The sequence below is a fragment of the Bacillus sp. JK74 genome (assembly GCF_053663395.1).
On record NZ_JBSJQB010000001.1, the window covers coordinates 934,686 to 951,033 of the forward strand.

General features: G+C 43.9%; 16 protein-coding genes. 8 read left to right on the forward strand and 8 right to left on the reverse strand.

Annotated elements, in window-relative coordinates:
- Window positions 1-63: 63 nt before the first annotated feature.
- From rplI to ACWJJ5_RS04710, 4 genes are all read right to left on the reverse strand, one after another.
- A complete protein-coding gene (rplI, locus tag ACWJJ5_RS04695) occupies window positions 64-513 on the reverse strand; it encodes a 50S ribosomal protein L9 (RefSeq protein ID WP_004393063.1) in 450 nt (149 codons plus the stop codon).
- Entirely contained in the window at window positions 510-2,489 is a 1,980-nt protein-coding gene (locus ACWJJ5_RS04700) for a DHH family phosphoesterase (protein ID WP_014306180.1), read from the reverse strand. The genes rplI and ACWJJ5_RS04700 overlap by 4 nt, the downstream gene beginning before the upstream one ends.
- 30 nt (window positions 2,490-2,519) lie before the next feature.
- The gene (locus ACWJJ5_RS04705; RefSeq protein WP_146275958.1) at window positions 2,520-3,455 is read right to left on the reverse strand and encodes a YybS family protein; all 936 of its coding nucleotides are present in this window, start codon (window positions 3,453-3,455) and stop codon (window positions 2,520-2,522) included.
- A 243-nt stretch (window positions 3,456-3,698) separates the two neighbouring features.
- On the reverse strand, window positions 3,699-3,851 hold the full coding sequence (locus ACWJJ5_RS04710) for a hypothetical protein (RefSeq protein WP_004393059.1): 153 nt from the start codon (window positions 3,849-3,851) through the stop codon (window positions 3,699-3,701).
- A 133-nt stretch (window positions 3,852-3,984) separates the two neighbouring features.
- Between ACWJJ5_RS04710 and ACWJJ5_RS04715 the strand changes: the two genes are divergently transcribed.
- On the forward strand, window positions 3,985-4,470 hold the full coding sequence (locus tag ACWJJ5_RS04715) for a spore coat protein (RefSeq protein ID WP_017418488.1): 486 nt from the start codon (window positions 3,985-3,987) through the stop codon (window positions 4,468-4,470).
- A gap of 36 nt (window positions 4,471-4,506) precedes the next feature.
- On the opposite strand, the gene ACWJJ5_RS04720 is transcribed toward ACWJJ5_RS04715, so the two are convergent.
- Window positions 4,507-4,878 carry a winged helix-turn-helix transcriptional regulator gene (locus ACWJJ5_RS04720; protein WP_004393054.1) on the reverse strand — a complete coding sequence of 124 codons (372 nt, stop codon included), beginning with the start codon at window positions 4,876-4,878 and terminating at the stop codon, window positions 4,507-4,509.
- A gap of 206 nt (window positions 4,879-5,084) precedes the next feature.
- On the opposite strand from ACWJJ5_RS04720, the gene ACWJJ5_RS04725 reads away from it, so the two are divergent.
- The 7 genes from ACWJJ5_RS04725 (at window position 5,085) to ACWJJ5_RS04755 (ending at window position 13,775) form a co-directional block, all read left to right on the forward strand.
- Window positions 5,085-6,014, forward strand: coding sequence for a manganese-dependent inorganic pyrophosphatase (locus ACWJJ5_RS04725; RefSeq protein WP_004393053.1), 930 nt, complete (start codon window positions 5,085-5,087; stop codon window positions 6,012-6,014).
- A 692-nt stretch (window positions 6,015-6,706) separates the two neighbouring features.
- Window positions 6,707-7,138 (forward strand): hypothetical protein, encoded by a 432-nt coding sequence (locus ACWJJ5_RS04730; protein ID WP_025854049.1) that lies wholly within the window; start codon window positions 6,707-6,709, stop codon window positions 7,136-7,138.
- A gap of 107 nt (window positions 7,139-7,245) precedes the next feature.
- Complete coding sequence (locus ACWJJ5_RS04735) at window positions 7,246-8,493, forward strand: DUF5068 domain-containing protein (protein ID WP_128574537.1); 1,248 nt, start codon at window positions 7,246-7,248, stop codon at window positions 8,491-8,493.
- A gap of 235 nt (window positions 8,494-8,728) precedes the next feature.
- The gene (locus ACWJJ5_RS04740; RefSeq protein ID WP_281063059.1) at window positions 8,729-9,646 is read left to right on the forward strand and encodes an EamA family transporter; all 918 of its coding nucleotides are present in this window, start codon (window positions 8,729-8,731) and stop codon (window positions 9,644-9,646) included.
- A gap of 347 nt (window positions 9,647-9,993) precedes the next feature.
- Entirely contained in the window at window positions 9,994-11,415 is a 1,422-nt protein-coding gene (locus tag ACWJJ5_RS04745) for a glycoside hydrolase family 68 protein (protein WP_014306184.1), read from the forward strand.
- 61 nt (window positions 11,416-11,476) lie between these two features.
- Window positions 11,477-13,033, forward strand: a complete 1,557-nt coding sequence (locus tag ACWJJ5_RS04750) for a glycoside hydrolase family 32 protein (RefSeq protein WP_204530134.1) — start codon at window positions 11,477-11,479, stop codon at window positions 13,031-13,033.
- 79 nt (window positions 13,034-13,112) lie between these two features.
- Complete coding sequence (locus ACWJJ5_RS04755) at window positions 13,113-13,775, forward strand: GntR family transcriptional regulator (RefSeq protein ID WP_044052745.1); 663 nt, start codon at window positions 13,113-13,115, stop codon at window positions 13,773-13,775.
- A 77-nt stretch (window positions 13,776-13,852) separates the two neighbouring features.
- Here the strand turns inward: ACWJJ5_RS04755 and ACWJJ5_RS04760 are convergent, their stop codons facing one another.
- The 3 genes from ACWJJ5_RS04760 to ACWJJ5_RS04770 form a co-directional block, all read right to left on the reverse strand.
- Window positions 13,853-14,362, reverse strand: coding sequence for a DinB family protein (locus ACWJJ5_RS04760; protein ID WP_070082663.1), 510 nt, complete (start codon window positions 14,360-14,362; stop codon window positions 13,853-13,855).
- 50 nt (window positions 14,363-14,412) lie between these two features.
- On the reverse strand, window positions 14,413-15,630 hold the full coding sequence (locus tag ACWJJ5_RS04765) for an MFS transporter (protein WP_454022241.1): 1,218 nt from the start codon (window positions 15,628-15,630) through the stop codon (window positions 14,413-14,415).
- A 347-nt stretch (window positions 15,631-15,977) separates the two neighbouring features.
- The gene (locus ACWJJ5_RS04770) at window positions 15,978-16,346 is read right to left on the reverse strand and encodes a DUF1304 domain-containing protein (RefSeq protein ID WP_004393040.1); all 369 of its coding nucleotides are present in this window, start codon (window positions 16,344-16,346) and stop codon (window positions 15,978-15,980) included.
- Window positions 16,347-16,348 lie beyond the last annotated feature (2 nt).

A 16,348-nucleotide genomic window follows, 5' to 3' on the forward strand; every position in this document is an offset into this window, starting at 1 on the left:
TGCGCTGCGCCGTCTGCTGACATAAAAAAAAACCCGCCGGATCGGCGGGTTTTTCATTGTGTATTACGCTTCTTCTTTTACGTGAACCTTCAGCACAGCCTGAACTTCAGGGTGCAGCTTTACAGGAACGTTTGTATATCCCAGTGTGCGGATACCGTCTTGGAGCTCCAGTTTCCGTTTATCCACTTTAATCTTATGCGTTTTTTGCAGCGCTTCTGCAATCTGCTTGCTTGTGACAGATCCGAACAGACGGCCGCCTTCACCGGATTTGGCACTCAGCTCAACAGTCAGCTGTTCAAGCGTTTCTTTCAAATCTTTCGCTCTTTCAAGCTCGGCAATCGCTTCTTTTTTCTCTTTTTCTTTCTGTCCTTTCAATGCGCTGATGTTTGTCGCATTTGCTTCGACAGCGAGGCCTTTTTTAATGAGAAAGTTATGTGCATAACCGTCTGCTACGTTTTTCATTTCGCCTTTTTTTCCTTTACCTTTTACATCTTGTAAGAAAATAACCTTCATCTCTGAACGCCTCCCTCAAAATATTCATCAATGGCTTCCTTCAGCCGGACGAGCGCTTCTGAGACAGAAATGCCCGATAGCTGGGTTGCCGCATTGGTTAAATGCCCTCCGCCATCCAGCGCCTCCATAATAATCTGCACATTGACCTCGCCCAGCGATCTCGCACTGATGCACACCGTATGCTCATCCCGTCTGGCTACCGCAAATGAAGCTTCCACTTCACTCATCGATAGAAGGGAATCAGCCGCCTGCGCAATCAGCACCTGGTCAAAGTACTCCTCTTCATTCTCAGGAAGAGAAGCAATCGCGATATGTTCTTTATAAAGAGCCGTATGCTGGATCAGTTTCGCCCGCTTGATGTAAGAACCGACGGATTCTTTGAGAACTTTCTGCACCAGAACCGTATCTGCGCCTTTCGCTCTCAAATAAGAAGCGGCGTCGAACGTCCGCGAGCCCGTGCGAAGGGAAAAACTCTTCGTATCCACTATTATACCAGCTAACAGGGCCGTCGCTTCAATCATATTGATTTTGAGCCGCTTCGGCTGGTATTCAAGCAGCTCCGTCACGAGTTCTGCGGTGGATGAAGCGTATGGCTCCATATAAACGAGCAGCGGGTCTTTAATAAATTCCTCGCCTCTGCGGTGGTGGTCAATCACAACGATGTGCTCGATTTTGTTCATGAGACGCTCTTCCATCACAAGGGACGGTTTATGTGTATCAACGACGACAAGCAGCGTGTCGTCATTTGAAATTTCCATCGCCTCTTCCGGCGTGATGAACCGCGACCACAGCTCTTCATATTTTTTAATTTCTTCAATCAGGCGCTGAACGCTTGATCCGATCTGGTTCGGATCAATGACGATGTAGCCTTCTTTGCCGTTGGCCTGCGCCACCTTCAATATTCCGATTGCGGCTCCGACTGCGTCCATATCAGGAAATTTGTGCCCCATGATAATGACATTGCTGCTTTCTGAGACAATCTCCTTGAGCGCGTGAGAAATCACCCGGGCGCGCACCCTTGTGCGTTTCTCCATCGGATTTGTTTTGCCGCCGTAAAATTTCACCTTGCCGTTCGGCATTTTGATCGCCACTTGGTCGCCTCCGCGGCCGAGAGCCAAATCGAGGCTGGACTGCGCCAGATCTCCTAGCTCCTTCAAGGAAGAAACCGATGCGCCGATCCCGATGCTGAGGGTCAAAGATACAGTATGAACGGATGTTTTTTCTCGAATTTCATCCAAAATCGAAAATTTCGCGTTTTCAAGCTCCGTTAAAATGTGTTCATTTAACACCGCGATAAACCGCTCAGAGGACGTCCGTTTCAGGAAAATGCCGTACTCCTGCGCCCACGCATTTAATAATGAGGTGACCTGGCTGTTCATCGTGCTTCTCGTTTGGTCATCCAGCCCCTGTGTGACGTCATCATAGTTATCTAAAAAGATATATGCCAGCACGGTTCTCTCATTTTCGTACTGCTTTTCAATCTGAATCTGTTCTGTCACATCAAAGAAATAGAGCAGGCGCTCATCTCTTTTAATCACTACTTTAAACTTCCGCTCATTCAAGGTGATCGTTTCCGAATCGACCTCCTGCTTGATCAGCGGCACGACGGCCTCGCATGTGTCATACAGCGAGCGCCCGACGAGTGTGCTTTCATTAAAACAGGAAGACAAAAACGGATTCGCCCACTCAATGTAATATTGATCATTAAACAGCATAATCCCGATAGGCATTTCCATTAATGCCTCTTCGCCTACTTTTTTCAATCTATACGATAACGTGGAGATATAATCGTCAATTTCTTTTCTGATCAGAGAATCCGCACGCTTAATGAAAAACAGGATCACGGCGAGCAGCACAACGCCGATGGCTCCTATCAGCCAGTTAAAGTAAATGCTGATGAGGATTATGATGATTGACAATGCAATCAATGCATAGATGGGATACCGAAACAACGGTTTTTCATAAAAACTAGGCATTTCTATCAACTCCCCACCTGTAAGTCACACTCAATTTCGCGTCACCTTATTTCTTATGTTAAAGCCTATGTCAATGATGCCTAAGAGGAGATACACGGACAAGATGAGCGGAAAAAGCACACCCAGCACAATTGCTAAAACAGGAACGGCTTTCGGCATCTCCATTTCGCGGCAATAGAAAAAAATAAACGCTAATCCTTGAATACAAATCAGCAAGCTGAGAATAAATCCCCCATTCAATGAAACCGAATACAGCATATGCCCTTTTTCTAAAGGCAGAAACCCTAATATCGTCACAATAAAATACAGAATGACAACGCTTTGCGGGAGTTTGAGCTCTCTAAAAGGCTTCATCTTCGGAAGATCAGGGGAAAATCGCCGTAAAAGCGGCCTTGCCATAGCATAACTGAGGAAAGAAAAAACGATGCCGGTCAATACGAGCACTGTCGGAAAAAGATATTGAACCGTGCTCAGCTGACTTTCCATCAGCTTGATCTGCTTCCCGAACTGATCTCCGTAACCGAGCTGCTTTGACATGGTTTCTGCTAAAGACAGCGACTCCCGAAGCTGGGACATGGTGGTATCGATCACATTCATATTAAGAAACACGATGCTGACCACAAAAAAAACGACGCCGCACAGCACATACGCCATAGCGCCGGCAGTAACCGCATAGCCGGGCTGTTTCTTTTTAAAATAATATCCCATGGCGATTCCCGTACAGGCAGCCGTAAAAGCGCCTGTAAGCCCGGTAAACGAACTTACAATAAAGCTGACAGGAAGGCTGGCAAGCCCCATCCATACCCCGGGCTTCAGACCGTGCCGAATGGTGTAAAGAATGATCGGCAGCGGCAAAGCAAAGAGAAGAATTGCCCCCAGTAAAGGGAGGTACACGACCAAAAGGGAAATGATTGCAAAAATACTGATCAAAATGGCGCCTTCTATTAGAGCCCTTGTATTTTTCACTTACTCACCTCAAACCTTGTATTATTCGAACATACGAATAGAAAAGAGCAGCTTAGACGACTGCTCTTTTGACGCCGCAATGTCTCTTTCAAGACCTGAATTTTCCATAAACTCTCCAAAATACACGTATATATTTTAACATAAGTCGAAATCGCAAGTAAAATGAGCGCGGACACCCGCAATGTTCCATGTGAAACATGAAAACAGACAAACGGACATCCCAGTGAAAGAATGCCCGTTGTATCAGTGATCCTGATCATCCATGAAACCAGAAGTATCTCTGTTTTTCTTTTTGGTTTTTCGTACATATAACAAGACGATAACGATAAGTAAGAGAGTGGTCGCCTGTAAAACCCCGCTGCTGAAAAGGAAGAAGTTCTTTATCATGTCCCACATATAGTTTCACCTCTATTTCGTATTTCCTTTACATTGAGTTTCCCTTTCTGGAAACTTCAAAACATCAGGAACAACATCGGGACCGGGGCATATGCTGAAAGTGAAAATGAAGGATAAAGGAGATTCTTACACCATGACCGAGCGGAGAACATTAGCATGGCATGAAACGTTAGAACTGCATGAGTTAGTGGCTTTCCAGGCAAACGGACTTGTGAAATTAAAAAGAACAGAGCGAGACGTAAGCGATGCCAGATTAAAACAGCTTTACAGATTTTCCATCCATTCGCTGGAACAAAATCTGCGTGAACTGCTTCCTTTCTTCCCTGAAGCTCCCGCTTTTCGTGAGGATGAAACAGAAGAGCGCGCTGATTCCTCCTTTTACAGCGGCGGCCTGCTGATCATGGCCAAAACGTCTGTCCGCAATTACGCCGGAGCCATTACAGAGACGGCCACACCTCAATTAAGGCACGTTTTCGTCAAGCACTTAAACGCGGCCATCAAGTGGCATCAAATGGTCTTTGAGTATATGGAAGAACGCGGTCAATATCCGGCTTACAATCTGAGCGAATTGCTGAAGAATGACGTGCGCAACGCCAGAAAGGCCATCGCGATGAAATAAAAAAAAGCAGCAAGGAATTTAATCCTTTGCTGCTTCTTATTTTTGAGCGGACTGATCTTGAGGCGACGTTTTTTCCCGGTATGTCTCGAGAAACTCCCGGTTGGCATCTCCCCATTTCTTCATTTGCAAAACGATCGGTTCCAGCGACCTGCCGAATTCGGTAAGAGAATACTCCACCTTTGGAGGCACCTGCTGATATACCTCGCGATGCACGATGCCGTCCGCCTCAAGCTCGCGAAGCTGAAGCGTCAGCATACGCTGTGTAATGCTGGGGCAAATGCGCCGAAACTCATTAAACCGCTTTTTTCCGCCGATCATATGATAAAACAAAATACCCTTCCACTTTCCGCCGATAACGGAAAGCGTCAGTTCAACCGGACAACCTTCTTTATTCGGATATATGTTCATTTTTCATCCTCCATAGTACCTTTTTTGATACTATATGCTGATTAGCATCTGACTTACCCAGTATTTTACTCGCAATCCTCCTCACCGCTCAACAAAAATGCTTCTTTTTCACATCAATTTTTAAGGTTTTGAAGATTACACCCTCCGCAAGACGTGTTAAACTATAAAAAGATTGTTTACACTACAAAAAAGGACAAGGAGTTATTATGGAAAAAATTCTTATTTTCGGACATCAAAACCCAGACACAGATACCATTTGCTCTGCCATTGCCTACGCTGATCTAAAAAATAAACTCGGCTTCAATGCTGAGCCCGTCCGCCTTGGACAAGTCAACGGCGAAACACAATACGCGCTTGATTATTTCAAGCAGGAAAGCCCGCGTTTGGTGGAAACTGCCGCAAACGAAGTAAACGGCGTCATCCTTGTTGACCACAATGAACGCCAGCAAAGCATCAAGGATATCGAAGACGTTCAGGTTCTTGAAGTGATCGACCACCACCGTATCGCCAACTTCGAAACAGCGGAACCTCTTTACTATCGTGCTGAGCCGGTCGGCTGTACGGCTACGATCTTAAACAAAATGTACAAAGAAAATAACGTGAAAATCGAGAAAGAAATTGCGGGCCTCATGCTCTCAGCAATTATTTCCGACTCTCTGTTATTTAAATCTCCGACTTGCACGGAGCAGGATATCGCAGCGGCAAAAGAGCTTGCTGAAATTGCCGGCGTAGATGCGGAAGAGTACGGCTTAAACATGCTGAAAGCAGGCGCCGACTTAAGCAAAAAAACTGTGGAAGAACTGATTTCTCTTGATGCGAAAGAGTTCACGCTCGGCAGCAAAAAAGTCGAAATCGCCCAAGTCAACACAGTTGATATTGAAGATGTCAAAAAGCGGCAGCCGGAATTAGAAGCGGCTCTTTCAAAAGTCATTGCTGAGAAGAACCTTGACCTGTTCCTTCTCGTGATTACGGATATTTTAGAAAACGATTCCCTTGCGCTCGCCATCGGTGATCAAGCGTCAAAAGTTGAAAAAGCATTCAACGTGACGTTAGAAAACAACACGGCTCTTTTAAAAGGAGTCGTATCCAGAAAGAAACAAGTCGTTCCTGTTTTAACAGACGCGATTGCAGAATAACCAAAACACCCCGGCAACCAGCCGGGGTGTTTTTTTACGGTCTTTTTTTGTAAGCGCTCACCCATCACATTTTGATATGTAGTATATCAAGAGTGAGGCGTTTGTTTTTCTAAGAATTGCCCCCTAGCCATATCATTAGGGGGTTTTCATTTAAAGCAATAAATAGCGCTATGGAGCAGAAGGGAACTTAGAAAAGTGCCGCTGTTCTGAATGCTGTGGAGTGACCGGATCTCATAGACAACAGCCTTTTTTTAAGGATAGAGTCTAAGATAATGGTTTGGAAGGACTACCTCTAAACGTGCTCAGATTCGTTTCTGAGCGGTTTAAAAAGCAAACATGATTAAATAACAGAACGGTAATTCGACAGCAAATACAAGAGAAAAAGCCTTTTTCCAGCTTTATCTAGGGGAATTCTATAATTGATCCGCAATAACGCAGCATTTTTTCCTTAACACCTTGATTAGACCAATATAACCACATACCAGAGATGAAGGTTCAAATTTAACGACTGTTAACCTATGGCGAAATGCAAAAACAGACTTAAAGAAACGAGTCTTTTGTCATTTTCCGTCCGAAAATACGTAAATATCTCCAAATTTTAGTATTTTAGTCGGATGTAAAATCTTCTGATTACTATTATTATATTTAAAGTGATGATTAATGAACCATATTGACATAGGAGGTATTACTTAATGAAGAAGAAGTTAATTATGATATTAGCCGCTTTGGTTATTGCATTGACAAGCTTTACAGCCGTTGACCTTGCGAATAACAAAGCACAAGCTAAAGACTGGAAAAAAACAGGTGGACTTTGGACTGAATACTGGCATTCAGGTTCTTTTAAAAATTACACATATACTCCAGTATTCCATCCATATTATAAAGGCAAAGTGTCTGGTTTCTTAACAGCTAATGGATCAGGAAGTGGAAAAATCCAAGCTGTTCTTCAACAGAAGACAAGTAAAGGTTGGAAAAATGTAAAAACATTTTACGCTAAGAAAAAAGGGAAAACGAGTATGTATTATAACAAGGCATCAAAAAGCTACTCTGCGAGTTATAGATTCAAACTTACCAACACGGGCACTAAGAAAACTGTAAATTATAAATTTATGTCCATGTATTAAGATCATTTTGATGACCGGATAAGATTTTTTAACCTTGATTATTATAGTTTGAGCTACTGATCCGAACAGTAGCTTTTTATTTTGATTGTCATAGGAGGATTATAAAATTGAAGAAAAAAATGGGGGTAATTTCTGTTCTTTCAACTGCATTATTACTATCTGCTTGCGGTAATCATGATGACGGTTCAACAAAGAAAGCTGAGAAAAAAGTCGAAACAACATCACAATCTGAATCAAAGAGTAAAGAAAATAATGCCTCTTTTACAGATAAAACATCTTCGGAGAGTTCAAGCGGCGATACTGCAAAAAATGGTGTTTTGAATTCTTATATTGCAGATTCAACTAAAGGGCAAGCAGATGTCATTTTCAATAACGCAGATCCGAAAATCGATCTGAACTTCGATGGATTTAAATTCAAGGTATCTCAGTATCAAGTGGTTCATGTGAAGAATGCTGAAAACGAGCCGTACAGTTTTGACGGAGATAAAGAAGGATATGTAATAACACTTAAAGCCACTGTAGAAAACCAGACAGGCGGCAAGGCTTATTTCAACAATCCGGCAGTTCAGGGGAAAGATGAATACAATACGAAACAACCGGACGTCAGTTTAGTTGATGAAACAGACAGGGTAAAGCCTAAAAAAGATGGTACGCCAAGTAATCCAGCATACTACGATAAAGGGGAATCTAAAACTGGATTCATTCAATATGAATTATCGAAAGAAAAATATGAAATTCTTGTTAAAGAAAAATCAAAACTGGTAGTCTCTAATGCTTCTAAAGATTCTATGATGAGAGAACACTTGGGAGAAAAACAAATCGTTGATTTACCTTTATCAGGTGCTTCCGCTAAAAAACAAAAAAGTGATAACAAGTTCTTTGATGATCAGATTGTTACCAAAAACATTGCTGAAAAAACGTTACTGGAACAGAAAAATGAAATTAACGAGAAACAGTCTCAGAATAATATTGAGCTTACATTGACAGGCGTACAATTTACAAAATTAGATCCAACTGATTCATTCAAAAACTCTTTCAGAGGTTTCGGCAATGAAGACATTGTTGCAGTTACAGTCAAGATGACAGTCAAAAACGGATCAAGTGATTCATTACCAATCAATCAATTTAGTGCATTTTTAGATACTGATGCTATGCATTATTTGAACCAAGGTTCGTTAGAGAGCGATTCTGGGGATGTTAAGAGCGGGCAAAGAGGCGATAAATATTTAGTATTCTTGCTTAAGAAGTCAGAATTTGAAAAGAATAAAAACTTCAAACTGAAGATTAGACATATCGAGGGTAATAGTGGGGATGCATTGAAAGATCACGAACTATCCTTCAATATAAAACGCTGAAACAAAAAAGCAACCGAAATGGTTGCTTGAGGCTGTCGAGAAAATCTCGACAGCCTGACACCCCGGCAACCAGCCGGGGTGTTTTTTTTACAGCTCGTTCATCAGACAGCCGTTTCGTAAGCGCTTACTTTAAAATTATTTTGACTCCTGTTAATATACAATATATAATATATCACATATAAGGCGTTCGTTTTCCTAATTATTGTAAGTTGCTGTCACAACATCAGAATCGGGGGTGTCTATCCTGGAAAAACACGCTGCTCTTTCTTATTCACGAACAACAGGCATTTGGCTTGTGCTTACAGGAGCTATCTTATGGGGGGTCTCGGGAACAGTTGCCCAGTATCTGTTCCAGCACCGCCATTTTAATACAGAATGGCTGACTTCGGTGCGCCTTCTGGTGTCAGGGGCGCTTCTGCTCGGAATCGCGTACCGCAAAGAAAAAGGACGGATATGGGCTGTTTGGAAAGACAGACGGGACAGAATTCCCCTTCTTTTATTCGGGATTTTCGGAATGTTAGGCGTTCAATACACCTACTTCGCGGCAATTGAGTACGGCAACGCGGCAACTGCTACCGTTCTTCAGTATTTAGGGCCGGCGATCATTACATGCTTTTTAGCGATTCGCGCAAAGAGAATTCCTTCGGGAAAAGAACTGCTCGCCGTCTTATTGGCGGTTGCCGGCACATTCATTTTGGTCACGCACGGGAATGCCGGAAGCCTGTCCATATCCGGTCTGGCCGTCTTTTGGGGAATCAGTTCGGCGTTTGCACTGGCGTTTTACACCCTTCAGCCGCATCGTCTGCTGAAGAAATGGGGATCCGCCATTGTTGTCGGATGGGGCATGCTGATCGGCGGAGCCGCCCTCAGCTTGATCCGCCCGCCCTGGACATTTGAAGGCGAGTGGTCCTTTCCTGCATATGCCGCGATTGTGTTTATCATCATTTTCGGAACGCTCATCGCTTTTTATTGCTACTTGGAAAGCCTGAAATATCTGAGTGCCTCTGAAACCAGCCTGCTTGCCTGTGCAGAGCCGCTGTCGGCAGCTTTTTTAGCTGTTATCTGGCTGCATGTTCCCTTCGGAATATCAGAATGGCTGGGTACTTTGCTGATTTTAGCCACCATCGCTTTATTATCTATCAAGAAAAAATAACCTCTCTTTTTTAGAGAGGTTTTTTCCTAGGCCCAGAGCACCCCTTAGTCTCAATTACCCATATATTAAAAGGCCTTTTTTCATTTTACTATCATCCAAAAGAGGAAAATAGACCAGTTGTCAATAGAATCAGAGTCTAATAGAATGATGTCGACAAGTAAATCATGCAGGATTGTTACTGATAAAGCAGGCAAGACCTAAAATGTGTTAAGGGCAAAGTGTATTCTTTGGCGTCACCCCATACATATTTTAGGTCTTTTTTTCTGTAACAAACCTGCCATCCATGAATGCAGGAGGATCGAATCGGCAGATCGCAAAAAAAGGTACATACAAAAGGAGACATGAACATGAACATCAAAAAATTTGCAAAACGAGCCACAGTTCTAACTTTTACGACTGCACTTCTGGCAGGGGGAGCGACTCAAGCCTTCGCGAAAGAAAATACCCAAAAACCTTACAAAGAAACGTACGGCGTCTCTCATATCACACGCCATGATATGCTGCAGATCCCTAAACAGCAGCAAAGTGAAAAATACCAAGTTCCTCAATTCGACCCATCAACAATTAAAAATATCGAGTCCGCGAAAGGACTGGATGTGTGGGACAGCTGGCCGCTCCAAAACGCTGACGGAACAGTAGCTGAATACAATGGCTATCACGTCGTGTTTGCTCTTGCCGGAAGCCCGAAAGACGCTGATGACACATCCATCTACATGTTTTACCAAAAAGTCGGCGACAACTCGATCGACAGCTGGAAAAACGCCGGCCGTGTCTTTAAAGACAGCGATAAGTTCGACGCCAATGATGAAATCCTGAAAGAACAGACACAAGAATGGTCCGGTTCTGCAACCTTTACATCTGACGGAAAAATCCGTTTATTCTACACTGACTTTTCCGGTAAACATTACGGCAAACAAAGCCTGACAACGGCGCAGGTAAATGTGTCAAAATCTGATGACACGCTCAAGATCAACGGAGTCGAAGATCATAAAACGATTTTTGACGGCGACGGAAAAACATATCAAAACGTTCAGCAGTTTATCGATGAAGGGAACTATACATCCGGCGACAACCATACGCTGAGAGACCCTCACTACGTTGAAGACAAAGGCCATAAATACCTTGTATTCGAAGCCAACACGGGAACAGAAAACGGATACCAAGGCGAAGAATCTTTATTTAACAAAGCGTACTACGGCGGCAGCACAAACTTCTTCCGTAAAGAAAGTCAGAAGCTTCAGCAAAGCGCTAAAAAACGCGATGCTGAATTAGCGAACGGCGCCCTCGGTATGGTAGAGTTAAACGATGATTACACATTGAAAAAAGTCATGAAGCCGCTGATCACTTCAAACACGGTAACTGATGAAATCGAGCGCGCGAATGTTTTCAAAATGAACGGCAAATGGTACCTGTTCACTGATTCACGCGGTTCAAAAATGACGATCGACGGTATTAACTCAAACGATATTTACATGCTTGGTTATGTATCAAACTCTTTAACAGGTCCTTACAAGCCGCTGAACAAAACTGGTCTTGTCCTGCAAATGGGTCTTGATCCTAACGATGTAACGTTCACTTACTCTCACTTCGCAGTGCCGCAAGCCAAAGGCAACAATGTCGTGATCACAAGCTACATGACAAACAGAGGCTTCTTTGAGGATAAAAAGGCGACATTTGCGCCAAGCTTCTTAATGAACATCAAAGGCAAGAAAACATCCGTTGTTAAAAACAGCATCCTTGAACAAGGACAGCTTACGGTTAACAACTAATAACAACAAAAAGAAAATGCCGATACTTCATTGGCATTTTCTTTTATTTCTCAACAAGATGGTGAACTCAATCATGGCTCGAAAATGGCCCGTTGTAATATTGATCTTTTTGGGTGCGTTCCTGTTTGTCGGCTTACTGCCGAACAAAACCCACAATTCCTCTGACACAAACACGGAGCATAAGAAGGATTACCGGGCGGCGTATCATTTTACGACCCCGGACAAATGGAAAAACGACCCTCAAAAGCCCATTTTTTTCGAGGGGAAATATCATTACTACTATCTTTATAATCGGGATTACCCGAACGGCAACGGCACAGAATGGCGGCACGCCGTATCAGAGGACTTGGTGCACTGGACGGACGAAGGCACGGCTATTCCGAAATACACCAACGAAAACGGCGATATATGGTCCGGTTCTGTCGTCATTGATAAACACAACACGGCGGGCTTCGGCAAAAACGCGCTGGTCGCCGTCACAACGCAGCCGACTGCCAAAACAAAAGCCCAGGAACAATATTTATGGTACAGCACGGATAAGGGAAAAACGTTTACTTCCTATAGTGATCAGCCCGTTATGAAAAACCCGGGAACTAAGGATTTCCGGGACCCGAAAGTGATCTGGGATGAACAGGATGACAAATGGGTGATGGCCATGGCCGAAGGAGAAAAAATCGGTTTTTATGAATCACCCGATTTAAAAAATTGGAAATACACGGGCGGCTTTATCACTCAGCAGATCGGCCTCGTCGAATGCCCCGACCTTTATATGATGCGTGCAGATGACGGAACAGCCAAATGGGTTCTGGGCGCAAGCGCAAACGGCAAACCCGCAGGCAAACCGAATACGTACGCGTATTGGACCGGAAACTTTGACGGGAAGGAATTTACCGCCGATCAAGAAGAACCGCAATGGCTCGATTACGGCTTTGACTGGTACGGCGGCGTCACATTTGAAGACGGTAATAGCGAAGATCCGCTGACAAAACGCTATGCGCTGGCATGGATGAACAATTGGGATTATCCGAATGAAACACCGACACTAAAAAACGGCTTTAACGGCACGGATTCTATCGTCCGTGAAATCCGTCTTCAGCAGCAGGACGGCGGCACATACAGCCTTGTGTCAGAGCCGGTTGAAGCATTGAACCAATTAACCTCTTCAACTGACAGCATAGAACACAAACAGGTGAACGGTTCAGAGACACTGCCGATCAAAGGTGACACATATCAGCTTGATATGGATATCGCTTGGTCAGATATCAAAAATGCAGGCGTCAGACTCAGAGAATCAGCAGACCAAAGCCGGCATATTGATGTCGGTATTTCAGCAGAAGACGGCTGTGCCTATGTGAACAGATCGTTTACAGACCAGCCTGATAAAACCGGCGCATACGTCGAAAGCAAAGCCCCATTTGACGGAAACAAAGGGCGCGTTCATCTGAAAATTCTCGTAGATAAAACCAGTATTGAAGTATTTGCAGACGACGGAAAAACCGTTTTGACAAATGAAGTGTTCCCAAAACACGAAGATCAGGGAATCACGCTCTTTTCTGAAGGCGGCTCCGCTGACTTTCAGCATATTGAGATGAAGCATCTCGGTTCGATTCATCCTTAGACGTCCCTCTTCATTTCTAACCGGCGCCCGGACTGTGGTAAAATGCAAATATGTATACTACGATTCATGAGGTGTTCCATTGGATAATCAAAACAAAGAACCTGTGCTGAAAAGAACCATCATGCGGGACGAAGTGTATCGCACACTCAGAAACTGGATCATAACGGGCAAGCTCAAACCGGAAACAAAGTTAAAGGACAAGGATTTGTCGGAAACATTGGGAATCAGCCGCACCCCGATACGGGAAGCCTTATTGCGGCTGGAAGATGACGGCTTGGTGATAACAAAAGCGAACAGATGGACGCTTGTCGCTCCGATTGAGTTAAAAGAAGCGGAAAACTTGTATTCCATCGTCTGGACGCTTGAGAAACTCGCATTGCAGCAAGCCCTCCCGCGTATGGACGATGCCGTGATTCAAGAATTGAAACAGCTGAATGAAAATCTTCTTCAAACGATGAAAGACGGCGATAAAATGGCCGTTCTGGAAGCGGATAATGCATTTCACCATCGCATCATTCTGCTTGCGGACAACGCTGAACTTCACAAATTGCTAGTAAGCCTGAAAGTCAAAATTCAGAGACTGGAAATCCGCTATTTCAGTGAAAGCGGCGCTTTAAACAGATCATATAATGAACACTCTGATATCATTCACGCATTAGAACAGCAAGATGCCGCCGCTGCTTTTACAGCGCTTGAAGCGAATTGGAAAAACAGTTTAGAACGGCTGCAAAACATGGCATAGCAAACGAAAAAGCCAAATCACTCATATGATTTGGCTTTTTTACGGATATCACAAGACAGCCGCGTTGGCTGTCTTGTTTACTTTTTGTTTATATATAAATAAATACCGTAATCCGTCGGCACAGAAGCATACCCCATCTGTCTGAGCATGGCTGTTATATTCCCGCGATGATACGTTCCGTGGTTCACAACATGTAGGATCATATCGGCAGCTGCGGTTTTCATGATGTCACCTGACGGATGCTCTATTTCAAGGGGGAGGCTGATATTTTCCTCCTTCTGCAAAAATAGTTGATACCGGTCTGATAATTCCAAAAATAGATCTTCCAGCTCTTCTATCTCTTTAGACAAGATGTCCCCTTTTTGCTGTTCAGCTGATTTCAGCGTATCCTCCAGACGCTCTCCGGAGAACACATCAAACCACCCCTTATCGGACAGATACACATGAGTCAATACACCGGCTATCGACGGAAAGACACTTTGAATCTCCTTACGGTACACATCCTCCGGAAGCTCTTTAAGCCGGGTGAATATTTGCTGATTTGCCCAAAGATGATAATCATACAATTGCAGTGCCAGATGTCCCACATTACCCTCTCCTCTCTCGATATAGAACGTACGTTCCTAATTATACTACACTACATGCCGCTCTGTACCATTTTCTTCATTCGCAGCTGAGAAAATCCGATAAAAGCCGAAATTAATAAGAGAAGGCCTGCGCCAATATAAATAAACCGCACGCCGAATACATCTGAGATAATCCCCGTTCCGATAATGGAAAACATAAAAATGAACTGAACTAAAGCTGATCTCGCCGCTAATATATTGACCCGTGTCTTTTCGGTCGTGATGTTTTGAAGTAATGTTTCCTGCGTGAGATCTCGTAATACACAAGCCGGCCCCATACACAGCACCAGAAAAAGGGCCGTAACGGCGCTTGTGATCAGCCCGTAAATAAACGTGAACATTCCATATGCCAAGGCTCCCGTCAGCATAAGCGGAATGAGATGATGCTGAAACTTACCGGATAACTTATAGATGATCAGTCCTCCGATCATCGTCCCTGCATAATAGACTCCGTTGACATACCCCCACCAAGCCTCTCCTTTATGAAGGACGTCATGCACATAAGTCAAGGACACAGACCCGATCCATATCATGCCTGCCCACGATTCGATCACATCCATCACAATGAGAACCCTGAGCTGTTTTTGCTGAAATAAATACACCCAGCCGCTTGCCGCATCTGCAAAAAGGGAACGTTTCCTGACTGCTGCCGGCGCACACATGCGTACTTGAAGAAACAGAATAATGCCCAACACCGAAGAAACCAATAACATGACAGTGACGATCATTGTATCGCTCTCTCCCAGGAACGCTATGATGACGCCGCCCAGAGACCACCCCGCAAACTGAACGGTCTGATCCGCCGCAGATAATAAACTGTTCGCTTTCGCCCTTCGATCAGGTGGAATGATTTCCCCAATCAGCGCGCTTTTTATCGGAGCAAACCATCCGTTGCAAAAAGAAATGCCTCCGATCAGACAAAACAGCAGAAAAAAGAATGCGGATGAACCGGTTTGGATGACAAAAAACAAACAGACTAACAGTGTCACCTGCATCAATTGAGAACCGATCAACAAAGACCGAAGCGTAAACCGGCCGGTGACCAGCGGCAAAACGGCGCTGCCCAATACGCGGCATACAATGCTGACGAGCGTCATAAGAGAGGCCATCGCCGTCGAACCGGTTTTTGTAAACAAAAACAAGATGACGGCCATCGTATAAAGTGAAAACCCCAAGTTGATAGCGGTCTGGCTGTATAAAATAGCGTAATACGCTCTCTTCATATTCATCCTCTGCAACCCCACTCCCTGATTATGTAAATCATACCATATTTGCCGATCAGCTTTTTTTTAAAAAAACAGATTGACATGGAGTCCGTCCATCTATTTCAGCAAATAACAATTAAGAAGGAGTGACAGCTGATTTGACGCTTGGTTCAACTGAAAATTGACATAAGGATATATGTGTTGAAACGAGCTGATCACATCCGGAACCATACTCATTCCAAGCGACTGCAATCCATTGCTTGCCCCCGCTGATTTGACATTCCCCAATCTATAGTGATGGATATAAGAAATGATTTTCAAAACAGAATAAAAAAAGAGGGCTTCCTTTCCGGAAGCCCTCACTCCGTCTGCTACGCCAATAAAAGAAAAATAAGCGCTAAAACAGCCGGAAGTCCTTGTTTTACGATAATTGATTTGTTTGAAGTAAAGCCTCCGAAAATGGCCGCGATGACCACACAAATAACGAAAAACATTTGAATCATATGGCCAATCGGATCAGCTCCGAGGATCAGTCCCCAAATGAGGCCGGCAGCCAGAAATCCATTATACAGACCTTGATTTGCAAACATGACCGCCACATTCCGATCACCTTCTAAATGCTTTGGCAATTTGAAAGACCGCTTGGCAGCCTTCGAATTGATAAAAAACATTTCAAGTATCATGATAAATATATGTTCTAAAGCTACAATTCCGACGAAAACAGCCGCAATTATGTCCACTG